The organism is Pseudosulfitobacter sp. DSM 107133 (genome assembly GCF_022788695.1).
Taxonomy (GTDB): domain Bacteria; phylum Pseudomonadota; class Alphaproteobacteria; order Rhodobacterales; family Rhodobacteraceae; genus Pseudosulfitobacter.
This window is the reverse complement of the sequence record NZ_CP085154.1, coordinates 2675028-2698701: the sequence shown is the minus strand read 5'-3', so window position 1 is coordinate 2698701 and position 23674 is coordinate 2675028. Positions and strand designations below refer to the sequence as shown.

Genomic DNA, 23674 nt, shown 5'->3' with positions numbered 1-23674 from the left:
CCTTTCCGGCGTGCTTGTGTCGGACCTTAACATAGATGCGCCCGCGCAACCTTCCAAGGTTTTCGGCACGGGGCTTGCAAATGTTCACGGATTGTTCATATTTTTGCCCCATGAGTCTGGTCTCTGACATCACCGCCCTTGCACCGGGGCAACTGCTGGCGCGCGGCGTGGCGCGGCATCTGGCGGCGCTGGGCATGGTCACGGTCGAGGAACTGGTGCCCACGCGCGGCCTGCGGGTCGATGTGATGGCACTGGGCCCCAAGGGCGAGATCTGGGTGGTCGAATGCAAATCCAGCCGCGCCGACTATATGACCGACAGCAAATGGCAGGGCTACCTTGAATGGTGCGACCGCTTCTTCTGGGCGGTGGATGCGGATTTCCCCACCGACCTGCTGCCCGAGGGCACCGGCCTGATCATCGCGGATGCCTATGACGCCGAGGTGATCCGCATGGCGCCCAAGGACAAGCTGCCCGCCGCGCGCCGCAAGGTGATGGTGCAGAAATTCGCCACCCACGCTGCGCGACGGTTGCAGGCCCTGCGCGATCCGGCTGCCTTTGCGGGATTCGGGTGACCCTATAATCTGGTGCAGTCCAGTGCATACAAATGTGATTGCGCTGGCTGATCCCGCTTCAAAGGCTTTAGCGTGGTCCACGGGGGAACACGGGAGGCCATACAATGCAATATCATCTGAACGGCTATACCAGCGGTGATCCGCATGTGGCCAAGGTCATCGCCACCCACGATCCCGCGCAGATGCCTGCGCAGGTCGATGTGCTGATCGTCGGCTGTGGCCCTGCGGGGCTGACACTTGCCGCGCAGATGACGCAGTTTCCCGATATTTCGGTGGCGATTGCCGATCAAAAGGAGGGGCCGTTGCAGGTCGGGCAGGCGGACGGAATTTCCTGCCGCAGCATCGAGATGTTCAACACCTTCGGCTTTGCCGAGGACGTGCTGCGCGAGGGCTATTGGGTCAATGAGACAACCTTCTGGAAACCCGATCCCGACCAGCCCGCCCATATCACCCGCACGCAAAAGATCGAGGATGTCGAACCGGGCCTGTCGGAATTCCCGCATGTGATTCTCAATCAGGCGCGGGTGCACGATTTCTACCTGCGCTGCATGGCCAACGGCGCGCGGCGCTTGCAGCCGCATTACGCACGGACGCTGGACAGCCTGACAACGGGCGATGGCACGCACCCGGTCACGGCCCGCTTTCAGGGCCCGAACGGCCCCGAGGTGGTGCAGGCCCGCTATGTCGTGGGCTGCGACGGCGCGCGCAGCACCGTGCGCCGCCAGATCGGGCGCACGCTGGAGGGCGCGGCCGCCAATCAGGCCTGGGGCGTGATGGATGTGCTTGCAGTGACCGATTTCCCCGACGTGCGGTTGAAATCGGTGATCCAGTCGGCGGATGCGGGCAGTGTGCTGATCATCCCCCGCGAAGGCGGCTACATGGTGCGCATGTATATCGAGCTGGACAAGCTGGGCGCGGACGAGCGGGCCGCGGGGCGCAACATCACCGTCGAACAGTTGAGCGCAGCAGCAGGGCGGATTTTGCATCCCTATACGCTGGAGGTGAAAGACGTGGCGTGGTGGTCGGTCTATGACATCGGGCAGCGTCTGTGTGACCGGTTCGAGGATGACAGCGGCCACATCTTCATCGCCGGAGACGCCTGCCACACCCACAGCCCCAAGGCGGGGCAGGGCATGAACGTGTCCATGGGCGACACGTTCAATCTGGGCTGGAAGCTGGCGGCGGTGCTCCGCGGGCAAAGCGACGCCCGCCTGTTGCGCACCTATTCGGACGAACGTCAGCAGGTGGCGCAGGACCTGATCGACTTCGACCGCGACTTTGCCCGCATCTTTTCGGCCCCGCCACAGGCGGGCAATGCGGCGCAGGCGTCGATGCTGCAAGAGATTTTTGTCAAGGCGGGGCGGTTCACCGCAGGCATGGGCGTGCAGTATCGCCCTTCGATGATCTGCGGCGCGGGGGCGCATCAGGCGCTGGCTGCGGGCCTGCCTGTCGGGCAGCGCTTTCATTCCGCGCCTGTGGTGCGGCTGGGCGATGCACGGCCCATGGAGCTGGGCCATGTGATACAGGCGGACGGACGCTGGCGGCTGTTTGCCTTTGCAGATGCGAATGACACAGGGGCCGCGGGCGGGGCGCTGCACGGGCTTTGCGCATGGGTGCAGGAGGCTGCGCGGTCCTGGGGCGCGGGCGATATGGATGCGGTGCTGGACCTGCGGGCGGTGATGCAACAAGGTCACCGCGATCTGGATCTGATGCACATGCCGCCCATTCTGCGCCCCGCGAAGGGGCGCTATGGGCTGATCGATTATGAAAAGGTGTTCTGCGCCGATCCCGCCCATGACATTTTCGACATGCGCGGCGTCATCCGTGAAACGGGCTGCGCGGTGATCGTGCGCCCTGACCAATACGTCGCGGATGTGCTGCCGATAGGCGACACAGATGCGATTTCTGCGTTCTTTGACGGGGTCTTTGTTGCGCGGGCCTGATGGCCCACCCGCAATCAGCGTCTGATCGACTCGGCGGCCTTGGCAGCAGCCAGCAGCTCTTCGGCAATCTCGCGGGCTTCGTCGGGTTCAAAGTCCATGGGAATCTCGGCGCCACCACCTTCAACAAACAGACGGACCATGCCCTTGTCTGTCGGGCCGATTTGCAGATTGGCTTCGATGTCGCGTTCGCTGTTGATGCCCATGATGGCCTCCGGCTGTGTCAGGCGAGTGTGCTAGCGAAGACAGGCTTGATTGGCAAGCGTGGCGAGGGCACTGTCGCAGCATGACAGACTTTCAGATCCGTGCCTATACGCCGGATGATGCCGCGTGGGTCCACACCGCCCACGCCCGGCATTACCGCGACGTGGACGGCTTTGACGACAGCTTTGGCGTGCTGGTCGCATCGATTCTGCGCGATTTCGACGCGGGCCATGATCCGGCGCGTGCGGCGGGGTGGATCGCGATGGACGACAGGGGCGCGCCGGCGGGGTGCATCTTTTGTATGGCCCTGAATGACGAGACCGCGAAGCTGCGGATGTTTCTGGTAACCCAAGCCGCGCGCGGCAGCGGGGTGGGCTTTCGGCTGTTACAGACCTGCATGGATTTTGCGCGCGACAAAGGCTATACTGGCATGGCCTTGTGGACCCACGAAAGCCACAAAGCGGCCTGTGCATTGTACCGTCGCAATGGCTGGCAACTGGTCCACTGCAAGCCGGTGCGCGCTTTCGGGCAGGATCTGGTCGAACAGGAATGGAAAATTCGCTTTTGAACGGCCTTGCCAAACCCCGACGTCTTGGTTACATCACCGCGCAGTGCCGCCTTAGCTCAGTTGGTTAGAGCGCTTGATTGTGGATCAAGAGGTCCCTGGTTCGAGACCAGGAGGTGGTACCATCCTTCCCAACTCTTGCTGACCGAGCACAATTCGGGGCTTTGACCATCGGCTTTTTTCGGGGCTTTGCCCCGGACCCCAGGATATTTTTGGCCAAAAGAAATCAGTCGAGCGTGATGGTTCGTCTCAGCTCTGTGCCGTCGGGGCTGTAGATCAGCACCTGTGTCGGTGTCGTGATGGCGATATACTGGGGGGTCTGGGCAAAGGCCGTGGGGGTTGTGCCGTCGGGCAGGGTGATGCGCTCTGGCAGCGGCGGCGCTGACGGGCTATTGAGGCGTATTGCCATCAGCACAAAGATCGCGGCCATGCCTGCGATCATCGTGGCAGTGAGAAGCGTCACCAGACGGCGCAGGGTTTTGAGATAAGGCGGTTCGGGGACATCGGGCGCGTCGTGAGGATTGGACATGTCGGATCAACTCGTTCGGTTTCGGGTGGGCGAAGCGCCGCCTGCACGTCTTGATAGGGCCTTGGCGCGCGATGTGCCAGTGGATGCATCCCTGTCGCGCACGCGGCTGGGCCGATTGATCGAGGATGGCGCGGTGCAGGTGGACGGCACGGTTGTGCGCGACCCCAAGGCAAAGGTCGAAGAGGGGGCCGATGTGATCATCACGGTGGCCGTTGCCACCGAAAGCCATATCGGGGCTGAAGACATCCCGCTGGTCGTGGTCTACGAGGACGACGATCTGGTGGTTGTGAACAAACCTGCGGGCATGGTGGTGCATCCGGCCCCCGGCACGCCGTCGGGCACGCTGGTGAACGCGCTGATGCACCATTGCGGTGACAATCTGTCGGGCGTGGGCGGGGTCAAACGCCCCGGCATCGTGCACCGCATCGACAAGGAAACCAGCGGCCTGCTGGTGGTCGCCAAATCGGACGTCGCGCATCACGGGCTGGCCGACCAGTTCGCCGCCCACACGGTCGAGCGGTATTACCGTGCGCTGGTCTACGGTGTGCCCGATGCCAACGACCCGCGCCTGCGCGGGATTCGCGGTGCCTCTTTCGAGCCGGGCAATATCCTGAAACTGACCACCCAACTGGCCCGCCACAAGACCGACCGCCAGCGGCAGGCGGTGTTGTTTCAGGGCGGGCGCCACGCGGTGACACGGGCGCGCACGGTCCAGCGGTTCGGCGCGCCCGAGGTGCTGGCGCTGATGGAATGCTGGCTGGAAACCGGCCGCACGCACCAGATTCGCGTCCATATGGCCCACGCCGGTCACGGGCTGGTGGGCGATCCGGTTTACGGCGGCAAACGCAAACTGCCCAAGGGCGCGCTGAACGACACGGCGCTGGCGGCGCTGAACGGCTTTGACCGGCAGGCGTTGCATGCTGCGGTTTTGGGCTTTGTGCACCCCGTGACCGGCGAAAACATGCGCTTCGAGGCCGATATGCCCGCAGATATGTCCGATCTGCTGGACGCGCTGGCCTGAGACCGTATCATTAATACCGACGGAAACCCGCGCCCCGCACGTTAAGGTCATGTTCACACCGGCGTGCATATGCGTTTGTAACAGACCGCACACGTGTGCGTGAATGCACTGTACACACGCTAACATTGCCGTTGGGTTCGTGTATGCTGGTCGGCGAAAAACGGGGAAGTGGCCTCTTGCGATGGCCCCAGCGACTCCCCATATCGATGTTAAGCCCCTAAACATGGGGCAGAGAGGACAGAGATGGCAAATTATGCAAATCTGCCGGCCCCGACGCCGGAAGGCGGCCTGAACCGCTATATGCAGGAAATCCGCAAGTTCCCTTTGCTGGAGCCTGAAGAGGAATACATGCTGGCCAAACGCTGGGTCGAAGAGCAGGACACAGAGGCCGCGCACAAGATGGTGACCAGCCACCTGCGTCTGGCCGCCAAGATCGCCATGGGCTATCGCGGCTATGGTCTGCCGCAGGCCGAGGTGATTTCCGAAGCCAACGTGGGCCTGATGCAGGCGGTCAAACGGTTCGACCCCGAACGCGGGTTCCGTCTGGCGACCTATGCGATGTGGTGGATTCGCGCTTCGATCCAGGAATATATCCTGCGCTCGTGGAGTCTGGTGAAACTGGGGACCACCTCGGCGCAAAAGAAGCTGTTCTTTAACCTGCGCAAGGCCAAGGCCCGCATCGGCGCGCTGGAAGAGGGCGATTTGCGCCCTGAAAACGTCAAACGGATCGCCACCGATCTGGGTGTGACCGAGGACGAAGTTGTCAGCATGAACCGGCGGATGTCGGGCGGGGATGCGTCGTTGAACGCCACCGTCGGCTCCGAAGGCGAAGGCACGATGCAATGGCAGGACTGGCTGGAAGACGAAGACGCCGACCAGGCCGCCGATTACGAGGAACGCGACGAGCTGACCGTGCGGCGCGAAATGCTGGCCGAGGCGCTGGATGTGCTGAATGACCGCGAAAAGGACATCCTGACGCAACGCCGCCTGTCCGACCAGACCGTGACGCTGGAAGACCTGTCCAGCCAGTATGATGTCAGCCGCGAACGCATCCGCCAGATCGAGGTGCGCGCCTTTGAAAAGCTGCAAAAGCGGATGCGCGATCTTGCCAGGGAAAAGGGCCTGATGGCCTCCGCCTGATCCTTTTCTACCGAACGAAATCGCAATGCTCTGCCCCGCAAGGGGTGGGGCATTTTTTCTATATCCCAAGCGGTGTTAAATATGTCAAAGCTGGCGCAATGCATGGTGTTTGCAACGCAAAAGGCATAGGGTGCGGCCAGCGGCAGAACCGCTGCCACTCAACAACAGATGGGGCCTGAATGAGCCGGATTGTCTTTCATGTGCCACGATCGTGGTTGGGGCCGCTGGGTGGCGGGCTGATGCCGTTCTATGTGCGGCTGACCGAAGGGCTTGCCGCCCAGAATATTCCGTTCGATCTGGTCACGCTGGACCGCGACACAGTGATGGCCGAGGTTGAAGCGGATGAAGCGTTTCATGTCATCAATCACGGCCGGTTCACCCATCCGCGCATTCTGAACGCAGGCGTGGCCTATATTTATCCGTTCTGGAACCTGGACCCGACCGGCATCCGCGCATTTTCGTCCATCGGCAGCCAGGCGTTCAATCCCGCACAGATCGAAGCGGAAGAGGCGCGCGCGTTCTTTCGCAAGCTCAAGGCACGGTTGGTGGGGGGGCGCACCTCGCGCTATGAGCAGCCGCAGGACGAAACAGAGGTGCCCGACGGCGGCACGGCGGTGTTCTTCCAGTCCGAAGCGCATCGCACCGTGGGCGAAACCATGTGGCTGGACCGCTGGGAAATGCTGCAAGGGGTGATCGACGCCAATCGCGGCCCCGTGGTGGTCAAACCCCACCCGCGCGACACCGATCCCAAGACACGCGCACGTCTGCGAAAAATGGCAGGGGTGACGGTCAGTGATGGCAACATCCACGACATTATCGCCGCCAGCGACCGCGTGGTCACCATCAATTCGGCCGTGGGGATCGAGGCCTATCTGCACCGCAAGCCGGTGATCCTGTGCGGGCAGGCCGATTTCGCCCATATCGCGGATCAGGCGCACGACACTGCGGAACTGGTAACGCATCTGCGGGCAGAACCGGCGCGGCGGGCCTATGACAAATACATCTGGTGGTATTTTGCCCACCAGTGTCTCAGCACGACCGAGCCGCAGCTTGCCACACGGTTTCTGGACCGCGTGCGCGCCACAGGGTTCGTCATTTAAGCCGCGCGCGCAGCACCCGCAGCATGTTTTCACCGGCCACCTTGCGAATGTCGGCCTCGGAAATCCCGGCGTCCAGCATGGCGCTGGTCAGCGCGGGCAGTTCCGAGGTGTCAAAGGCCGTGCCGACCGAGCCGTCAAAGTCCGACCCAAGCGAGACGTGATCGGCGCCCACGGTGGCAATGCCGGCCTTGATCATCCTGGCGATGCCCGATGGCGTGATGTCGCCGCAAGCGACCTCGGCCCAGTAGCCCATGCCGATCACCCCGCCCGTTGCCGCGATCCCGCGCATCAGATCGTCGGGAAAGTTCCGCTTTACAGGGCAGTTGCCGTGAATGCCCGAATGGCTGACGATCACCGGCATATCGGTCATGGCCAGCACATCGCGTGCCACTTGGGGCGACGAATGCGCCAGATCCAGCACCATGCCGCGCGCTTCGATCTCGGTGACGACGGCGCGGCCAAACGGGGTCAGACCAAGATTGCCCTCGCCATGCAGCGACCCGCCCAAAGCGTTGTCAAAGAAATGTTGCAACCCGATGATGCGGTGCCCTGCGGCCTCGATCTTGTCCAGATTGGCAATGTCGCCCTCAAGCGGGTGCGCCCCTTCGATGCCCAGGATACCACCAACCGTCTTGCTGCCCGCAGCGCGGGCCGCCAGATGCGCGTCAAGATCGGCGCGGGATTCGATTATGGTCAGGTGCTCGGGATCCTTGGCGGCGGCCCTGTGCAGCTTTTCGGCCTGATACAGTGCGCGTTCCAGAATGCTGGTCCATGTGCGCACCGGCCACAGCTGGCCGATGGCCAGCGGCGTGATGTTGTCAAAGGCATCGGCCGAGTTTTCCTCGTAATTCTGGCCGGCGGGGGATTTGGTCACGGCGGTGAAAATCTGGATCGCCACGCCGCCTTCGATCAGGCGCGGCACGTCCACCTGCCCACGGTCGCCGCGTTCGGTGATGTCACGGTTCCACAGAAGGCTGTCGGCGTGCCAGTCGCCCACGATCATGTCGGCGTGCAGCGCGCGGGCGGCGTCGGAGACCGGATAGGGGTCATGCGGGGCAACTGTGTTGCGGGTGCTTTCGACATAGCCGGGGCCGAAGATGAAAAAGCCCCCGATGCCAAGCAGGATAAGGGCAGCGATGATTTTCAGGGCGGTGCGCATGATCTGGTCCTTTGTCTTCCGTTGGCGCAGGGTAAGCACACAACCTGAGGTTTCCAAAGGGTGACGTGAGGGCGCGCACGTCCTACATATACATCAAGCAGAGAGGTGCATGATGGCCGGTGGATGGGCAAAAGACGGCGCAGTGTCGGAACAGATCGAAGCGTCGATCAACGACGAACTGGCGCGGATGCAGGCGCGCAAGGCGCCCGTGGGTGACAGCCTGATGTATTGCGCGGAATGCGAAGAGGAAATTCCCGAACGGCGGCGCGTGGCATTGCCCGGCGTGAAACTGTGCGTCGATTGTGCCGCCGAACGCGACGGCCGCCCGCAGGACCGTGGCGGGTTCAACCGGCGTGGGTCAAAGGATTCGCAGTTGAAGTAACGCGCAGCGGCATCTTCATGATGTGCTGCGGTCCGGCATCGCCGCCCAGCCAGTGTTCGCCCGTGTCGATGAAGCCGCCTTTGACATAGGCACGCACCGCACCGGGGTTGCGCAGGTTCACCGTCAGCCACAGGCTGCACGCTTCGGGGTAGTGGTCCTGCAAATACGCGGGCAGCATTTTGCAAAAGGAACCGCCAATACCCATGCCCTGACGGCCTGCGTCCACCATCACCGTGCGCAGGCCAAGGCCGGTGGGCGGGGCAAAGCTGTGAATCTGGCTGTAGGCGCGGTCGATCCGGAAAAAGCCGACCACATCGCCGTCCTGCTGGATCGCATAGGCGTCCATGTCCGGCGTCGGGGTGTCAAAGGCCTCTTGGATTGTGCCCGAGAATACAACCTGTTCGGGGCGCACGGCGATATGCGCCACGCGCGGCAGGTCGTCGGGGCTGAGCGGGAGGAATGTGATCATGGGTAACTTGAACTTGGTGTGTGGGGCAGGCCGGCCCCTCGGCTGAGGCCGTAACAGCAGCACCGGCGCGGATCATTGCCCGCGCCGGTCCTTTTGGATCAGTCTTCCATCGCTTCCAGCTCGTCGATAAAGCCCGAAATCATCGACAGGCCCTTGTCCCAGAACGCCGGGTCCGAGGCATCAAGGCCGAAGGGTGCCAGCAGTTCCTTGTGATGCTTCGACCCGCCAGCGCGCAGCATGTCGAAGTATTTGTCCTCGAACCCTTCCGCGCCTTCCTCATAGACGGAATAGAGCGCGTTCACCAAGCCGTCGCCGAACGCATAGGCATAGACGTAGAAGGGCGAATGGACGAAATGCGGGATATAGGCCCAGAAGTGCTCATAGCCGTCCATGAAATCAAAGGCCGGCCCCAGGCTTTCGCCCTGTACGCTCATCCACAACTCGCCAATGTCCTCGGGCGTCAGCTCGCCGCCGCGCCGCGCTGCGTGCAGTTTGCATTCAAAGTCATAAAAGGCAATCTGGCGGACGACCGTGTTGATCATGTCCTCGACCTTGCCCGCCAGCAGCACCTTGCGCTGGGCGTTGGTCTTGGCCCCGTCCAGCATCTTGCGGAAGGTCAGCATCTCGCCAAAGACCGAGGCGGTTTCGGCCAGCGTCAGGGGCGTGGATGACAGCATTTCGCCCTGACCCGCGGCCAGAACCTGATGCACGCCGTGGCCCAGTTCGTGTGCCAATGTCATCACGTCGCGCGGTTTGCCCAGATAGTTCAGCATCACGTAAGGGTGCACATCCGTCACGGTGGGGTGGGCGAATGCACCGGGCGCCTTGCCGGGTTTCTCCGGCGCGTCGATCCAGCCCTTGGTAAAGAAGGGCGCCGCAATCTCGCCCATGCGCGGATCGAATGCGTTATAGGCATCCATCACCGTTTTCTCGGCGGCATCCCAAGGCACCAGCTTGGGGTCTTCCAGCGGCAGCGGCGCGTTGCGGTCCCAGACCTGCATCCGGTCCAGCCCCAGCCATTTGCGTTTCAGCTCGTAATAGCGGTGGCTGAGCTTGGGATAGGCGTTGACCACGGCGGTGCGCAGCGCCTCGACCACTTCGGGCTCCACATGGTTGCTCAGGTGGCGGGCGGTCTGGGCCGTGGGCATCGCGCGCCAGCGGTCCATGATTTCCTTTTCCTTGGCTTGCGTGTTGTGCACGCGGGCAAAGGTCTTGACGTTCTTGCCGAACACATCCGCCAGTTCTTCGGCGGCGGCCTGGCGCGTGTCACGGTCGGGGTCGGTCAGCAGGTTCAGCGTGCCCTCGATGGTCAGGTCATCGCCTTGCACGTTGAATTCCAGACCGGCGATGGTTTCATCGAACAGCCGTTCCCATGCGTCCCCGACCACCCCCAGATCGTGCAGGAATTTCTCCATCTCGTCGGACAGCTGATAGGGTTTCATCGCGCGGATGCGGTCGAACACGGGTTCATACCGCGCCAGATCGGCGTTCTGGTGCATCAGTTTCGACAGGTGGTCGTCGTCCAGCCGGTTCAGTTCCAGCGTGAAGAACACCAGCGGCGTGGTGAAATTGGTGATCTTTTCCTGCACGTCCGACATGAACTTGGCGCGGCCGCCGTCGGTGGTCTGCTGGTAATAGCGCAGCCCAGCATAGGACATGATGCGCCCCGCGATCTGGTTGATCTTTTCCTGACGCAGGATGCAATCCAGCAATCCTTCGGCGTCTAGACCGGCCAGATTGTTCTCGAAATCATGGGCAAAGCTGGCACAGGCCTCTTCCAGCCAGTCCAGATCGCGTTTCAGCTCGGGGGCGTCCTCGCCTGTATACAGATCATCCAAATTCCACTCGGGCAGGTTGCCCAAATGCTTGTCACCACCGGCTGCGTTGGCGTCTTGGACAGGAAAGGGAAGCTGGAACATCGGGAAACCTCTGATTTGTGTTGGTTCATAGGTATGTGTGCAGATGGACGAGGGCAAGCCTAGCCGTAGACGCGCAGCATTTCGTTCAAATCGTCCAGCGTGTTCGCCTCTTGCACCGGTTTGTCCTGCCGCCAGCGCGACATGCGCGGAAACCGCAGGGCGACGCCGAATTTGTGGCGGGGGCTGGACTGGATGCCCTCGAACGCGATCTCGAAGACATGGTGCGGCGTGACCTGTCGCACGGGGCCGAACCGTTGCAGGGTGTTCTTCTTGACCCATGCGGTGATCTTGCGGAACTCGGCGTCGGTCAGGCCGGAATAGGCCTTGGTGAACGGCACCAGATCGTTGCCGTTCCAGACGGCAAAGGTGAAGTCCGTGAACAGGTTCGCGCGCCGCCCCGCGCCCGACTGGGCATAGATCATCACCGCGTCGATGGTCAGCGGGTCCAGCTTCCATTTCCACCAATCGCCCTTTTTGCGCCCTGCCAGATAGGGGCTGTCCTTGCGTTTCAGCATCAGCCCTTCGGCCTGCGCGTCACGGGCGGTGGCGCGGATGGCATGCAATTGCGCCCAATCGTCAAAGGCGATGCGCGGCGACAGCTTTACGGGGGCTTCGGGCGGCAGGTTGGCGGTCAGCCGTTCCAGCCGCGCGCGGCGTTCGGACAGGGGCAGGGCGCGGATGTCCGCACGACCGTCCTCCAGCAGGTCATAGGCATACAGGAGCACCGGCGCCTCGGTCAGCAGCTTTTTCGGCACCGTCTTGCGCCCGATCCGCTTTTGCAGCGCGTTGAACGATTGCGGCGCGTTCTCGCCCCAAGCCAGCAGTTCACCGTCCAGCACGGTGCCATCGGGCAGGAAATCCACCGCGCGGGCCAGTTCGGGAAAGCGGTCGGTCATCAGTTCCTCGCCACGCGACCAGACGAAATGCTGACCGCCGCGCAGGATCACCTGCCCGCGGATGCCGTCCCACTTCCACTCCGCCTGCCAATCCTCTGGCGGGCCCAGATCTTCGGGTGTGTCGTCCAGCCCGTACGCCAGGTAAAACGGATAGGGCCGCGCGGCATCTGCCTGCGGGTCGTCGGCTTCGATCAGCTGGTGCCATGTGATGCTGTCGGGCTGCCAGTTGCCCATCAAACGGTGCGCCAGTTCGGCCTCGTCGCGGTCCGTGGCACGGGCCAGCGCGCGGGTCATCAGCTTTTGACTGATGCCCACGCGAAACCCGCCGGTGATCAGCTTGTTGAACAGAAACCGCTGGGTGTCGGGCAACTGGTCCCATGCGTCCAGAACAAAGGCCTTGCGCGCTTCATCGTCTGTCTCAGAAAGGCCGCGCAGGGCATTGATCCAATGCGATAAACTGTGATCGGCCTCTAGGCTCGGCGGCGGCAGGACCAGCGCGATCGTCTCGGCCAGATCGCCCACGATCGGGTAGCTTTCCTCGAACAGCCACAGCGGGATGCCCGCCCGTTCCGCCGCCCATTCGCGCAGGCGCGTTGTGGTCACCGCGCGTTTGGGCCGCCGCCCCGAAAACATGGCGATGGTCCAGACCCGGTCCGGCTCGGGCGCATCCGCGAAATATTCAGCCAAAGCAGCGACTTTCGCGGTGGTCTTTGTGCTTTGGTCCAGCGCGTTGAACAGGGCGGCAAAGCGGTTCATGCCGCGTCTTCCTCTTCGCTGCCGAACTGGGTGGGGATCACTTGCGCGTTCCAGCCTGCCGAATTCAGGTAGCGTGTGAAAATCTCGGTGTAACCGTGGGTGACATATATGTTTTCCGCGCCGGTCTGTTCGATGGCCCACAGCAATCCGGTCCAGTCGGCGTGATCGGAAATGACAAACCCGCGGTCCTGCGCCCGCCGGCGCCGGATGCCGCGCAGCGCCATCCAGCCCGAGGCAAAGCCGGTCTGACGCGCGCCGAACTGCGCGGCCCATTTGCTGTCCGTGGCCGAGGGCGGTGACAGCAACAGGGCGCGCGGATGCGTCTTGGGGTCTACATCCGCCGTGGCGTGCACGGTGTCGGGCAGGTGCAGCCCCTGATCGCGCAGGATGGCGTTGGTGTTCTCGATGGCGGTGTGGCACAGGATCGGGCCAATCGCGGGGTCCAGCATCGACAGCAGCCGCTGCGCCTTGCCCAACGCATAGGCACCCAGCACCGCTGTCTGCCCCGCGTCCGCACAGGCCGCCCACCACGCGTTCAGATCGGCGGCGACCTCGGCCTGTGGCTTCCAGCGGAACACAGGCAGGCCGAATGTGCTTTCGGTGATGAAATGGTGACAGGGCACCGGCTCGAATGGTGTGGACAGCCCGTCGTCGACCACCTTGTAATCGCCCGAGGCCACCCAGACCGCGCCGCCATGTTCCACCCGGATCTGCGCCGATCCGGGCACATGGCCTGCGGGATGAAAGGACACCGACACGCCGCCGATGTCGCGCACCTCGCCGAAGCGTATCGTTTCAAGAGGAATATCGCCCAGCCGGTGCCGCATCACCGGCGTGGCCAGATCGCAGGCCAGATAGTGCCCCATGCCGGGGCGCGCATGGTCGGCGTGGCCGTGGGTGATCAGCGCGCGATCCACAGGCCGCCAGGGGTCGATGTAAAAATCGCCCCGTGGGCAATAAATGCCCCGTTCGGTGAAAGTCAAAAGCGGGTCGGCCATGACGGCCAACCTAGCACGCGCGCCTAAATTTCCTAGGCCGCAGCCAGAAAGCTTTGCACCATCTGGTCAAAGATCGGGCCGCGCTTGGCGGGGCCTTCCATCAAGACCTCGTGCTCGCCGTCTGTGACCATAACCAGCGTGCCCTTGGGCCAGCTTTCCATGCGTTCAATCACACGTTGGGTGTGAACGATCCGCTCGTTCGTGCCCATGAAGACAATGCAGGGCAGGTCGGGCGCGGGCAGTTTGGACATGGCTTGTGTTTCAAACAGCGCCTCGCGCAGCCATGTGATGCTGGGGCCGCCAAGGGACAGGTCGGGATGCGCGTTCAACTGGTCCACCATCATGTCCCACATCTCGCGGTCGCGGGTCAGCAGGTTGTCCTCGAACGGGTCCGAGAGAACATAGGATGACAGTTTTGTGCCGGGGGGCAGGCGGTGACCCTGTCCCAGCCTGGGCATGACCTGTGCCAGCGTCCACGCAATCGGGCGCAGATGTCCCGCAATGCGGATACCCCACATCGGGCCGGTGAAGGCCGCAGCCTTGACCGGCAGACCTTCGTACAACGACCGCAGGCCAATGCAGCCGCCCATCGAATGGCCCAGCAGGAACCACGGTTGCGGCAGCTTCATTTCGGTGGCCAGTGCGACCATACAGGCCACATCTTTCTGGTAATCCAGAAAGTCGACAACGTGGCCGGTGCGCACCTCGTCCAGCATCCTGTCGGCCAGACCCTGACCACGCCAGTCGATCGTCACGGTTGCCAGGCTCCGCGCCGCCAGTTCACTGGCCGCAGGGGCATATTTTTCAACGTATTCGGTGCGCCCGGGGAACAGCAGCACAGTGCCCTTTGGCGCATCGGCGTTCCAATGGGCGATCCGAACCCGCAACCCGTCCGACGTGGTGGCCCAATGGGCCAGCCCCCCCGGCGGGCCGGGGTGGTGATCGGTGTAGAGAGGTGCGGGTTCAAATGGCATCAGGCCAGTGCCGACGCCAGTTTCATCGCCATGCCCATGTCGCCGTCGACCTTCAGCTTGCCGGTCATGAAGGCGGATGTCGGATTGGTGTCGCCGCTGATGATGCCCTGAAACGTGTCGGCATCGGCGCTCAGCGTCACATCGGCCTCTTCGTCACCTGCGTGCGCGCCGTCACTGTCGATCACAACCGAGCCTTCGCCCTCGATCTCGAACTTGGCAGTGCCGGAAAAATCCTGACCCTGCATCTTCTCGTTCAGAACTTTCACGGCCTCTTGAACCACATCACTCATCTGTCATGCCCTTTTTGTCGATTGCTGTTGGCGATGTCTGGATTTGCACGGCCAAGCTGTTACATTCATCAATACTATGGGCATCAAAACATTCCTTCGCCACCCTATCGTTGCGGCAATCGTGCTGACAGTCGGGAATTCCTTACCTGCGGTTGCGCAGGGTGACGTTTCTGCGCTGATGGAGCGGCTGCAAACCGCCGATCCGGGGCAGGCGGCACAGATCGAACGCGAGCTGGAACGCACGTGGGCGCAATCGGGATCGGTTGCGATGAACCTGCTGCTGGAACGGGGCCGCAAGGCGATGGAGGCGCAGGATTACGTCACCGCAATCGACCATTTCACCGCCCTGACCGACCATGCCCCCGACTTTGCCGAAGGCTATCACGCCCGCGCCATGGCCTATTATCGGGCGGGCCGCTATGGCCCCGCGCTGGATGATCTGTGGCATACGCTGGCGCTGAACCCGAACAATTACAACGCGGTGTTCGGGCTGGGCATGATGCTGCTGGAATTTGGCGACAACATCGGCGCGGAACAGGCATTCCTGCGCGTTCTTGAGTTGAATCCCGGACACGAAAGCGCAAAGGATGCGCTGAAGCGTCTTGAGGCGGACGGAATCGGCCGCACGCTGTAAGTTAAATCGGGGATCTTAACTGTGGCACAAGACAGTCGCGTCGTGGCCGTATTGGGCCCGACGAACACGGGTAAAACCACCTATGCCATCGAACGGATGCTGGCCTATCGCACGGGCGTGATCGGCCTGCCGCTGCGTCTGCTCGCGCGCGAGGTTTACGACCGCGTTGTCGCCCTGCGCGGCCCGTCTGTGGTGGCGCTGGTGACGGGTGAGGAACGCATCGTACCGCCCCGCACGCAATACTGGATCTGCACGGTCGAGGCGATGCCCGAGGGCATGGGCTGCGATTTTCTGGCAGTGGACGAAATCCAGCTGTGTGCCGATCCCGAACGCGGCCACGTCTTTACCGACCGGCTGCTGCGCGCGCGTGGGTTGCACGAAACCCTGTTTCTGGGAGCGTCCACCATGCGCGGCCCCATTGCAGCGCTGGTGCCCCATGTCCAGTGGATGACCCGCGAGCGCATGTCCGACCTGACCTATGCGGGCGAGAAAAAGATCAGCCGGATGCGACCCCGCTCGGCCATCGTCGGGTTCTCGGTTGAAAACGTCTATGCCATCGCCGAACTGATCCGCCGCACCAAGGGCGGGGCGGCCGTTGTCATGGGCGCGCTGTCCCCGCGCACCCGCAACGCACAGGTTGCGATGTATCAGTCGGGCGAGGTCGATTACCTTGTGGCGACGGACGCCATCGGCATGGGGCTGAATCTGGATGTCGACCATGTGGCCTTTTCCAGCCTGTCGAAATTCGACGGACGGCGGATGCGCCCGCTGGCCCCGAACGAGCTGGCGCAGATCGCGGGACGGGCCGGGCGCGGACAGAAAAACGGCAGTTTCGGGGTGACGGGGGATGCCCCGCCGCTGGATCCGGGCGTCGCGCAGGCGATTATGGACCACCGCTTTACACCCCTGTCGAAACTGAACTGGCGCAACCACGCGCTGAAATTCGCCACCATCGACACATTGATCGGCAGCCTCGAAGCCCCGCCAGACCACGATGTTCTGGTGCGCGCGCGCGAGGCGGACGATTTGAAAACGCTGCGCACATTGTCGCAAGTGGATCAGGTTTTTGCCCGTGCCAGCGACACGGCTTCGGTGAAATTGTTGTGGGATGTCTGCAGGATACCCGACTTTCGGGGCATCAGCCATCAGGAACATGCCAGCCAGTGCGAGGTGATTTTCACCTATTTGCATCAAAACGGCGTCATCCCCGATGACTGGCTTGCGCGACAAATTCGGCGTATAGATCGAACCGATGGCGACATTGATGCGTTGTCCAAACGTCTTGCGTTCATTCGAACGTGGACCTACGTGGCGCAGCGGCAGGGTTGGACAAGTGATCTTAGCCATTGGCGCGATGCGACGCGGCATGTAGAAGACAGGCTGTCGGATGCGCTGCACAGCGCGCTGACGAAACGATTTGTAGATCGGCGCACCAGTGTTCTGCTGCGCCGGCTGGGCCAGAAGGAGGCCATTGTGGCCGAAGTAAATGACGCCGGTGAGGTGACTGTCGAAGGTGAATTCGTGGGCAAGCTGGAAGGCTTCCGCTTCACTCAGGATAAGGGCGCGGGTGCCGCCGAAACAAAGACCATCAAGACGGCTGCCTTGCAGGCGCTTGCACCCCACTTCCACCTGCGGGCGGACCGGTTCTATAACGCACCGGACACCGAGATCGACTATACCGAACAGGGCGGCCTTATGTGGGGCTCGACCGCTGTGGGCAAACTTGTGGCCGGGTCCGACCCGCTGAAGCCGCAGGTCGAGGCCTTTGTCGACGACGTGGCCGGTCAGGATGTGATCGACAAGGTCAAGCGCCGCTTGCAACACTTCATCGACCGCAAGATCGCCGCGCTGTTCGAACCCCTTCTGAACCTGTCGAAAGACGAGGCGCTGACCGGGCTGGCCCGTGGCTTTGCCTTCCAGATGGTCGAAAACTTTGGCGTGGTGCCGCGTGGCAAGGTCGCTGACGATGTGAAATCGCTGGATCAGGATGCGCGCGGAATGTTGCGCAAACACGGCATCCGCTTTGGCCAGTTCACCATTTTCATGCCCTTGCTGCTGAAACCCGCGCCCACACGTCTGCGTCTGGTTCTGTGGTCGCTGGCCAACGGGCTGGACGATTTCCCCGAGGCACCGCCGCCGGGTCTGGTCACCATCCCCGCGCCGCTGGGCGCACCGGACGGGGCCGACACGATGTCGGGCTATCGTCTGGCAGGCACACGGGCCATCCGCATCGACATGCTGGAACGTCTTGCCGACATGCTGCGCGCCGAAGACAGCCGTGGCGGGTTCGAGGCCAAGGCCGACATGCTGTCGATCACCGGCATGACGCTGGAACAGTTCGCCGACCTGATGAAGGGTCTGGGCTATAACGCCGAGATGGGCGAACGCGCAAAGGTTAAGGCAACCGATGCGGTCGTGACCACGGATGCGGGCCAGACCGGCGCGGACGTGCCCGTAATGGACGCAGCCCAAGAGGTTCTGCCAACAGCCGCTGCGGGCACCGAAGAGACACCTGCCGCCGCTGACGTTCCTGCCGAAGTGGCCGCCATCGACGACGCGGGCGTCGCCCCGATCGCCGAGGAAGCCGCCGAAACACCCGAAGTCAGCGATCACATCCCCGAGGTCAGCGAGACCGAGGTGCCGGTGGGCAAAGCCGCCGACGCCGAAGTGGCCGCACCCGAGATGGAGACCTTTTATACCTTCACATGGGCCCGTCCCGCACGCACGGGGGGCAACCCCCGTCAGGGCGGCCGTCCAGCAGGCAAGGGCCAAGGACAGGGGCAGGGTGGCAAGCCGCGTGGCAAACAGGGCGGCGGTCCGCGCAAGGGGGGCAAGCCCCAGGGCGGCCAGAGCTTCAGCGCACGTCCGCCGAAAAAGGAAAAGGCCATCGACCCGGACAATCCTTTTGCCGCAGCCCTGATGGGGCTGAAGGACAACAAGTAAGTGAGCACAGCCGACGCGCCCGCTGCCAAGTTGCGGCTGGACAAATGGCTGTGGTTCGCCCGCTTTTTCAAGACACGTTCGCTGGCGGCCACACGGGTGGCTGCCGGTGATGTCCGCGTCAATGGCGAGCGTGTCACCAAACGCGCCACCATTATCACCGCCGGCGACACGCTGACCTTTGCCCAGGGCGACACGGTCCGCGTCATTCGCGTTGTGGCCATCGGCACACGGCGCGGTCCGGCCCCCGAGGCACAGGCGCTGTACGACGATCTGACCCCTGCCGCCCCGCCACCCGAGGACAAACCGCCTGAAAATCCGGCGTATGAGGGAAAAGGACGCCCGACAAAGCGTGATCGGCGCAAAGCCGATCTTTCCCGGGCGCGGCATCTTGAATGATCGCCCGCGCTGATTTAGCTAGGCTGCGAATTCGCAATTAAGGTTCGCCCGCATGACCTATATCGTCAACGATGCCTGCATCGCCTGCAAATACACCGACTGCGTCGAAGTCTGTCCCGTGGACTGCTTTTACGAAGGCGAGAACATGTTGGTGATTCATCCCGATGAATGCATCGATTGCGGTGTCTGCGAGCCCGAATGCCCCGCCGATGCGATCCGTCCCGACACCGAGCCGGATATGGAAAAGTGGGTCGAGTTCAACCGCAAATACGCCGAGCTGTGGCCCGTCATCATCACCAAGAAAGACCAACTGCCCGAGGCAGAGGAACGGGATGGCGAAGAGGGCAAGCTGGAGAAATACTTCTCCGAAGCACCCGGCGAGGGCGGCTGAGCGAATCAGTTACGCGCCGCGGGGCGGTCATCGCGTCGGATTTGGCCTTAAATGGTCGACTTAACGCCCTGAAAGCCTTTGGGAAACGCGGATTTGACCCACGGTGAACTATCATCGGGGCTGTTTTTGTGCTATGATCTGTCTTGTATGAAACGACAGATGCAGCATTCATTCATGGCCCACCACTGGCTGGACCTGTAAATCACTGACCCGAATCCGATTGCGACGCGGCCACGAACGGTCTCGCCACAGTTGGCTTTTTGTGTCTGAACCCCAAATGCCGCAGCCTGTTTGCGAGGATAAAAATGTCAAAAGCCAAATCTCTTGAATTCCGCCCCAACGAGTTTGTCGTCTACCCCGCCCACGGTGTCGGGCAGATCGTGTCGATCGAAGAGCAGGAAGTTGCGGGCATCTCGTTGGAGCTGTTCGTTATCTCTTTCGAGAAAGACAAGATGACCCTGCGGGTGCCAACGCATAAAGCGACCGAAATCGGTATGCGCGCGCTGTCCAGCCCCGATGTCATCAATCTGGCGATGAAAACGCTTAAGGGCAAGGCCAAGGTGAAACGCGCCATGTGGTCGCGTCGTGCGCAGGAATACGAGCAAAAGATCAACTCGGGCGACCTGATCGCGATTGCCGAAGTGGTGCGCGATTTGCACCGCACCGACGACCAGCGCGAGCAAAGCTATTCCGAGCGTCAGCTGTACGAAGCCGCGCTTGAGCGTCTGACGCGCGAAGTGGCCGCCGTCAGCGGTGGCGACGAAATGGCAGCCTCGAAAGAGATCACCGACGTTCTGGTCAGCCGCGCGCCTCCGGCCGCCGCATAAACGACGCCACGTCCAACAGGGTGGCAAAGCCGCGTCCCGATCCGGGGCGCGGTTTTTTTCGTTGCGGGGGGACCCGAAGTAGACTTTCAATGCACGGCTTGCGAAGGTCCGGTGAGCGGGTGAAGCTGCCGTTGATCGCACCTGTGTCAATGACCGCTTTCTGGCTCGGTCAACAAACGATCTCTTGGGAGAGGCATTCGACAAATAGATAGGGTCCTGACCCTAGCCGGTACTCTTATTTCGGGCGAAACTCTCTATAAAGCCAGAGTACCATATCAATCTGATACACCCCGCAACTATTGACGAAATAGTTCTTTCTTGATCTGATCGCAGAACCAGCAACCTAACTTTAACAGACCAACGAAAAGCCACGCTTATTTTTAATAGGTAGCTATATCTGTACACATTGAACGGGGTAATTGAATGACGGCCTTGATATTATTGGGACTGTTCGGAATAGGCGCGATGTTTTTGGCTGACGGATCGGCTGATAATGACAGTGCGGATGTAGAAGACATTTCAGACGATCTGCCCGATGATGTTCCTCAAGAACAACTTGAAGAGCCTGATATCGGTGCCTCGTTTACGGTGGTGGATGATACCATCTCAATTGATGTGGGCGACGACGAGACCGGATCGGTTGTGGCGGTCCGAACCGAGCTTGATACAGCCGATAGAATTGGCACGTCTGATGGAACTGCTGTCGAAAAAACAACAGAATACGGAGTTCGGTTCTACCTTGTGCCGGAGGGCACCGACTTCCCGCCAAGCGTAGACGAAGTCTTTGCCTCTCTGTCACCTGAACAACAAGCCACTGCTACCAGCACCGATTCTGAATTTGTTGGTCTGCCCTATGACGTGTATTTGGATAATTTAGGAGCAGAACTGATCGGCAGTGTTGATCTGGGCACCACAACCTTTCAGACACTACCCAATAGCCAACCGGAAATAATTACGGATGCGCGCGGCGCTGGTTACAACGTCCAAAGCAATCAGCAGATTTCAGCATTGGAGCTGGATGGAGAAGGCATCACGCCATCCTCGGCATCGAACTTCGCCTATGGCACACCCTTCTTTGAGATTCCGGTCGAGACAGTGGCAGATGCGGATATCACCCCCGCAGATGCGGACATTACTTTTGAAGATGGTGTAATCGATGTCGTGCTCGATCCGGAGGTTGAAGGGCGCGTGATTGCGATCGAGGCCGACACCATAAATGGCGAGGAAGCATCCCGAAGCGTGCGATTTTTTGTCCTGCCTGATGATGCCCCATTTCCAATTACGGTTGCACAAACCAACGAGGCGCTTCCTGAGAGGTCCAACTTTCATCTTTATTTTCCTCCGGGGGATACAGCCTCGCTGGATGGAATACTGGCGATTGCCGGCGCACAGGAAATTGGCAGTGTCCATCTGGGGGGCTTCGGGTCATACTATGTAGGTCCAGAGGGAGACCTGGTAACCTATGACACGTTAGTGCCCTACGTGATCAACAATAATTTGGATTACGAGGGTTTCATCTTTCACCCTGTTGATGGTGCTTACGTACAGGACGCAGGAACAAACACAATCAGGCCAGCAACACTCGGGACAGACGTTCCGGTAGGGGCTGTCGCTGCATAGTCTGGAATACGCTGGCAAGGCGACTGAGGTTACTCTTAACACTGTCTTTTTGGCACGTCTGCAAACCCACCCTAAGGAACCAGCGCCAGCAAAATCACCAGTTCGGCTACCTGCTGTGCAGCCCCCAGAATATCGCCCGTCTGTCCGCCGATCTTTGCCCGCGCCAGTGCGCCAACCGCGCCGACGGCCAGCATGGCCAGCACCAGCGCCCAGATTGCGCCCCAGCCCGCAACCACCCGCGCCATCAACACCGCGATCCCCAGAGCGGCCAGCGCCACGCCCTGCGATGGCCGCCCCACCTGATGCGACAACCCCGTGCGCCGTGCGTGCGGCATCCACGCCATCAGCGCGGGCAACAGCCCCCGCGACAACACGGCGGCTGCGACCATCGGGCCAACCCCGACCGCCAGCGTGGCGCTCAGGGCCATCCAGCGCAGCCCCACGCCCAGACCCAGAGCCAACACCCCGTAGGTGCCAATGTGGCTGTCCTTCATGATCTCCAATCGCCGCGCGACATCAAAGCCGCCCCACAGCCCGTCGGCGGTATCGGCCAAACCGTCCTCGTGCATCGCCCCCGTGGTGACGACCAGCGTGGCCAGCATCAGCCCCGCAGTTACCGGCACGGGCAACCCCATGGCCATGCAAATCCACCCGACCACCGCTGCAACCAGCGCCACCGCCAGCCCGGCCAGCGGAAAGGCCCAGACCGCCTGTGCCTGACGCGCAAACGCCACCCTGGGCGCCTGGGGCAGGGGCAGGCGGGTCAGCAAAACCAGTGCCACGATCACGTCCCAGACCGGGCTGTTGTCGTCTTTGATCATCGCGGTGCCTTTGCTGCCCTTGTTCTATACGCGCCAACGGGTAAACAGGCCGTACCGCAGAGGCAAGCGAAAGGATTTTGCGCTATGGCACCGACATTCGACACATTGGCGGCCTTTGCCGGGCTGATGCGCAGCGCACCCGGCCCGGACATGGCAGCACAGACAGGGGCGACCCAGCGCAACAGCCAGCTGACCAAACCCCCCGGTGCCTTGGGGCGGCTTGAAGATCTGGCGATCTGGTACGGTGCATGGCGCGGCATGGCGCGTCCGGTGGTGAAGGCGCCCCAGATTGTGGTCTTTGCCGGCAACCACGGCGTCGCGGCGCGCGGCGTGTCGGCCTTTCCGTCGGAAGTGACCGCGCAGATGGTTGGCAATTTTCAGGCGGGCGGCGCTGCGATCAACCAGCTGGCGCGCACTTACGGCGCACAGATGCAGGTGGTTGCACTGGAACTGGACCGGCCCACGGCGGACTTTACCGAAAACGAAGCCCTGGGCGAAGCCGACTGCGTTGCCGCCCTGCGCGCGGGCTGGGATGCTGTGGACCCTGACGCGGACCTGCTGGTGCTGGGTGAAATGGGCATTGGCAACACCACCGCAGCGGCGGCGATTGCGGCCGCGCTGTATGGTGGCGGGGCAGCGCCTTGGGTCGGACGTGGCACCGGCGTGGATGACGCAGGGCTGGCGGTCAAACGCGATGTGGTCGACGCGGGCCTGAAACGCCACGGCGATCTGCGCGGACTTGCGGCGCTGTCGGCTTTTGGCGGACGCGAGATGGCGGCGATGGCCGGTGCGATGATGCGTGCGCGGTTTGAACGCATTCCGCTGATCCTTGACGGGTTCATCTGCTGCGCGGCGGCGGCCTGTCTGGAAACCGAAGTGGCCGGCGCGCTGGATCATACCGTGGCAGGCCATCAAAGCGCCGAGGGAGCGCATGGCAGGCTGCTGGCCGAACTGGGCAAAGAGCCGCTGTTGCAGCTGGGCCTGCGTCTGGGCGAAGGCTCGGGGGCGGCATTGGCGATTGGTGTGCTACAAGGCGCGGTGGGCTGCCTGAGCGGCATGGCAACCTTTGCCGAAGCAGGCGTGGCGGCAGGTTAGGGTCCAGACCCTAACTGATTCAGTTTTTTCGAA

24 protein-coding genes and 1 tRNA gene are annotated in these 23674 nt (G+C 62.1%); 15 read left to right on the top strand and 10 right to left on the bottom strand.

Features of this window, described 5'->3' with window-relative positions; all coding sequences use genetic code 11:
• The first annotated feature begins 110 nt into the window (after window positions 1–110).
• Window positions 111–572 (top strand): MmcB family DNA repair protein, encoded by a 462-nt coding sequence (locus DSM107133_RS13270; RefSeq protein ID WP_114294311.1) that lies wholly within the window; start codon window positions 111–113, stop codon window positions 570–572.
• A 104-nt stretch (window positions 573–676) separates the two neighbouring features.
• Window positions 677–2515, top strand: coding sequence for an FAD-dependent monooxygenase (locus DSM107133_RS13265; RefSeq protein WP_114294309.1), 1839 nt, complete (start codon window positions 677–679; stop codon window positions 2513–2515).
• 14 nt (window positions 2516–2529) lie between these two features.
• Here DSM107133_RS13265 and DSM107133_RS13260 read toward each other — a convergent pair whose 3' ends face one another.
• Entirely contained in the window at window positions 2530–2718 is a 189-nt protein-coding gene (locus DSM107133_RS13260) for a DUF6324 family protein (protein ID WP_114294307.1), read from the bottom strand.
• Window positions 2719–2798: 80 nt separating this feature from the next.
• On the opposite strand from DSM107133_RS13260, the gene DSM107133_RS13255 reads away from it, so the two are divergent.
• Window positions 2799–3284: a GNAT family N-acetyltransferase gene (locus DSM107133_RS13255; RefSeq protein WP_114294305.1), complete on the top strand. Its 486-nt coding sequence runs from the start codon at window positions 2799–2801 to the stop codon at window positions 3282–3284.
• A 45-nt stretch (window positions 3285–3329) separates the two neighbouring features.
• Window positions 3330–3406: transfer RNA gene (locus DSM107133_RS13250), tRNA-His, on the top strand.
• Between the two features lie 101 nt (window positions 3407–3507).
• Here the strand turns inward: DSM107133_RS13250 and DSM107133_RS13245 are convergent.
• Complete coding sequence (locus DSM107133_RS13245; RefSeq protein WP_114294303.1) at window positions 3508–3810, bottom strand: DUF6476 family protein; 303 nt, start codon at window positions 3808–3810, stop codon at window positions 3508–3510.
• Here DSM107133_RS13245 and DSM107133_RS13240 point away from each other — a divergent pair.
• The 3 genes from DSM107133_RS13240 (at window position 3809) to DSM107133_RS13230 (ending at window position 7071) form a co-directional block, all read left to right on the top strand.
• Window positions 3809–4831: an RluA family pseudouridine synthase gene (locus DSM107133_RS13240; protein WP_114294301.1), complete on the top strand. Its 1023-nt coding sequence runs from the start codon at window positions 3809–3811 to the stop codon at window positions 4829–4831. The genes DSM107133_RS13245 and DSM107133_RS13240 overlap by 2 nt on opposite strands.
• Before the next feature lie 243 nt (window positions 4832–5074).
• Window positions 5075–5971, top strand: coding sequence for an RNA polymerase sigma factor RpoH (gene rpoH, locus DSM107133_RS13235; RefSeq protein WP_114294299.1), 897 nt, complete (start codon window positions 5075–5077; stop codon window positions 5969–5971).
• A gap of 179 nt (window positions 5972–6150) precedes the next feature.
• The gene (locus DSM107133_RS13230; protein WP_114294297.1) at window positions 6151–7071 is read left to right on the top strand and encodes a hypothetical protein; all 921 of its coding nucleotides are present in this window, start codon (window positions 6151–6153) and stop codon (window positions 7069–7071) included.
• Here the strand turns inward: DSM107133_RS13230 and DSM107133_RS13225 are convergent.
• Complete coding sequence (locus tag DSM107133_RS13225) at window positions 7064–8230, bottom strand: membrane dipeptidase (RefSeq protein WP_114294295.1); 1167 nt, start codon at window positions 8228–8230, stop codon at window positions 7064–7066. The genes DSM107133_RS13230 and DSM107133_RS13225 overlap by 8 nt on opposite strands.
• Before the next feature lie 112 nt (window positions 8231–8342).
• On the opposite strand from DSM107133_RS13225, the gene DSM107133_RS13220 reads away from it, so the two are divergent.
• A complete protein-coding gene (locus tag DSM107133_RS13220; RefSeq protein ID WP_114294329.1) occupies window positions 8343–8612 on the top strand; it encodes a DksA/TraR family C4-type zinc finger protein in 270 nt (89 codons plus the stop codon).
• Here the strand turns inward: DSM107133_RS13220 and DSM107133_RS13215 are convergent.
• From DSM107133_RS13215 to DSM107133_RS13190, 6 genes are all read right to left on the bottom strand, one after another.
• Window positions 8575–9081, bottom strand: a complete 507-nt coding sequence (locus tag DSM107133_RS13215) for a GNAT family N-acetyltransferase (protein WP_114294293.1) — start codon at window positions 9079–9081, stop codon at window positions 8575–8577. The genes DSM107133_RS13220 and DSM107133_RS13215 overlap by 38 nt on opposite strands.
• Before the next feature lie 98 nt (window positions 9082–9179).
• Entirely contained in the window at window positions 9180–11000 is a 1821-nt protein-coding gene (locus DSM107133_RS13210; RefSeq protein ID WP_114294291.1) for a M3 family oligoendopeptidase, read from the bottom strand.
• Between the two features lie 59 nt (window positions 11001–11059).
• The gene (locus DSM107133_RS13205; RefSeq protein ID WP_114294289.1) at window positions 11060–12652 is read right to left on the bottom strand and encodes an ATP-dependent DNA ligase; all 1593 of its coding nucleotides are present in this window, start codon (window positions 12650–12652) and stop codon (window positions 11060–11062) included.
• The gene (locus tag DSM107133_RS13200; protein WP_114294287.1) at window positions 12649–13650 is read right to left on the bottom strand and encodes a ligase-associated DNA damage response exonuclease; all 1002 of its coding nucleotides are present in this window, start codon (window positions 13648–13650) and stop codon (window positions 12649–12651) included. The genes DSM107133_RS13205 and DSM107133_RS13200 overlap by 4 nt, the downstream gene beginning before the upstream one ends.
• 32 nt (window positions 13651–13682) lie before the next feature.
• Window positions 13683–14624, bottom strand: a complete 942-nt coding sequence (locus tag DSM107133_RS13195) for an alpha/beta hydrolase (RefSeq protein WP_114294285.1) — start codon at window positions 14622–14624, stop codon at window positions 13683–13685.
• Entirely contained in the window at window positions 14624–14914 is a 291-nt protein-coding gene (locus DSM107133_RS13190; protein WP_114294284.1) for an SCP2 sterol-binding domain-containing protein, read from the bottom strand. Before DSM107133_RS13190 ends, DSM107133_RS13195 begins: the two co-directional genes overlap by 1 nt.
• A 76-nt stretch (window positions 14915–14990) precedes the next feature.
• On the opposite strand from DSM107133_RS13190, the gene DSM107133_RS13185 reads away from it, so the two are divergent.
• From DSM107133_RS13185 to DSM107133_RS13160, 6 genes are all read left to right on the top strand, one after another.
• Window positions 14991–15548: a tetratricopeptide repeat protein gene (locus tag DSM107133_RS13185; RefSeq protein ID WP_114294282.1), complete on the top strand. Its 558-nt coding sequence runs from the start codon at window positions 14991–14993 to the stop codon at window positions 15546–15548.
• A gap of 21 nt (window positions 15549–15569) precedes the next feature.
• Window positions 15570–18491 carry a helicase-related protein gene (locus DSM107133_RS13180; protein WP_240310583.1) on the top strand — a complete coding sequence of 974 codons (2922 nt, stop codon included), beginning with the start codon at window positions 15570–15572 and terminating at the stop codon, window positions 18489–18491.
• On the top strand, window positions 18492–18887 hold the full coding sequence (locus DSM107133_RS13175) for an RNA-binding S4 domain-containing protein (RefSeq protein WP_114294279.1): 396 nt from the start codon (window positions 18492–18494) through the stop codon (window positions 18885–18887).
• 52 nt (window positions 18888–18939) lie between these two features.
• Window positions 18940–19278, top strand: coding sequence for a ferredoxin FdxA (fdxA, locus tag DSM107133_RS13170; RefSeq protein ID WP_028955989.1), 339 nt, complete (start codon window positions 18940–18942; stop codon window positions 19276–19278).
• 305 nt (window positions 19279–19583) lie between these two features.
• Window positions 19584–20105 carry a CarD family transcriptional regulator gene (locus DSM107133_RS13165; RefSeq protein ID WP_114294277.1) on the top strand — a complete coding sequence of 174 codons (522 nt, stop codon included), beginning with the start codon at window positions 19584–19586 and terminating at the stop codon, window positions 20103–20105.
• Between the two features lie 423 nt (window positions 20106–20528).
• Window positions 20529–21725, top strand: a complete 1197-nt coding sequence (locus DSM107133_RS13160) for a hypothetical protein (protein ID WP_114294275.1) — start codon at window positions 20529–20531, stop codon at window positions 21723–21725.
• 71 nt (window positions 21726–21796) lie between these two features.
• Here the strand turns inward: DSM107133_RS13160 and cobS are convergent, their stop codons facing one another.
• On the bottom strand, window positions 21797–22546 hold the full coding sequence (gene cobS, locus DSM107133_RS13155) for an adenosylcobinamide-GDP ribazoletransferase (protein WP_114294274.1): 750 nt from the start codon (window positions 22544–22546) through the stop codon (window positions 21797–21799).
• A gap of 84 nt (window positions 22547–22630) precedes the next feature.
• On the opposite strand from cobS, the gene cobT reads away from it, so the two are divergent.
• A complete protein-coding gene (gene cobT, locus DSM107133_RS13150; RefSeq protein WP_114294272.1) occupies window positions 22631–23641 on the top strand; it encodes a nicotinate-nucleotide--dimethylbenzimidazole phosphoribosyltransferase in 1011 nt (336 codons plus the stop codon).
• Window positions 23642–23674: the final 33 nt, after the last annotated feature.

Coding starts and splice junctions, on each gene's coding strand:
- DSM107133_RS13270 (WP_114294311.1), top strand. CDS start 111: ATGAGTCTGGTCTCTGACATCACCGCCCTTGCACCGGGGCAACTGCTG.
- DSM107133_RS13265 (WP_114294309.1), top strand. CDS start 677: ATGCAATATCATCTGAACGGCTATACCAGCGGTGATCCGCATGTGGCC.
- DSM107133_RS13260 (WP_114294307.1), bottom strand. CDS start 2,718: ATGGGCATCAACAGCGAACGCGACATCGAAGCCAATCTGCAAATCGGC.
- DSM107133_RS13255 (WP_114294305.1), top strand. CDS start 2,799: ATGACAGACTTTCAGATCCGTGCCTATACGCCGGATGATGCCGCGTGG.
- DSM107133_RS13240 (WP_114294301.1), top strand. CDS start 3,809: ATGTCGGATCAACTCGTTCGGTTTCGGGTGGGCGAAGCGCCGCCTGCA.
- DSM107133_RS13245 (WP_114294303.1), bottom strand. CDS start 3,810: ATGTCCAATCCTCACGACGCGCCCGATGTCCCCGAACCGCCTTATCTC.
- rpoH (WP_114294299.1), top strand. CDS start 5,075: ATGGCAAATTATGCAAATCTGCCGGCCCCGACGCCGGAAGGCGGCCTG.
- DSM107133_RS13230 (WP_114294297.1), top strand. CDS start 6,151: ATGAGCCGGATTGTCTTTCATGTGCCACGATCGTGGTTGGGGCCGCTG.
- DSM107133_RS13225 (WP_114294295.1), bottom strand. CDS start 8,230: ATGCGCACCGCCCTGAAAATCATCGCTGCCCTTATCCTGCTTGGCATC.
- DSM107133_RS13220 (WP_114294329.1), top strand. CDS start 8,343: ATGGCCGGTGGATGGGCAAAAGACGGCGCAGTGTCGGAACAGATCGAA.
- DSM107133_RS13215 (WP_114294293.1), bottom strand. CDS start 9,081: ATGATCACATTCCTCCCGCTCAGCCCCGACGACCTGCCGCGCGTGGCG.
- DSM107133_RS13210 (WP_114294291.1), bottom strand. CDS start 11,000: ATGTTCCAGCTTCCCTTTCCTGTCCAAGACGCCAACGCAGCCGGTGGT.
- DSM107133_RS13205 (WP_114294289.1), bottom strand. CDS start 12,652: ATGAACCGCTTTGCCGCCCTGTTCAACGCGCTGGACCAAAGCACAAAG.
- DSM107133_RS13200 (WP_114294287.1), bottom strand. CDS start 13,650: ATGGCCGACCCGCTTTTGACTTTCACCGAACGGGGCATTTATTGCCCA.
- DSM107133_RS13195 (WP_114294285.1), bottom strand. CDS start 14,624: ATGCCATTTGAACCCGCACCTCTCTACACCGATCACCACCCCGGCCCG.
- DSM107133_RS13190 (WP_114294284.1), bottom strand. CDS start 14,914: ATGAGTGATGTGGTTCAAGAGGCCGTGAAAGTTCTGAACGAGAAGATG.
- DSM107133_RS13185 (WP_114294282.1), top strand. CDS start 14,991: ATGGGCATCAAAACATTCCTTCGCCACCCTATCGTTGCGGCAATCGTG.
- fdxA (WP_028955989.1), top strand. CDS start 18,940: ATGACCTATATCGTCAACGATGCCTGCATCGCCTGCAAATACACCGAC.
- DSM107133_RS13165 (WP_114294277.1), top strand. CDS start 19,584: ATGTCAAAAGCCAAATCTCTTGAATTCCGCCCCAACGAGTTTGTCGTC.
- DSM107133_RS13160 (WP_114294275.1), top strand. CDS start 20,529: ATGACGGCCTTGATATTATTGGGACTGTTCGGAATAGGCGCGATGTTT.
- cobS (WP_114294274.1), bottom strand. CDS start 22,546: ATGATCAAAGACGACAACAGCCCGGTCTGGGACGTGATCGTGGCACTG.
- cobT (WP_114294272.1), top strand. CDS start 22,631: ATGGCACCGACATTCGACACATTGGCGGCCTTTGCCGGGCTGATGCGC.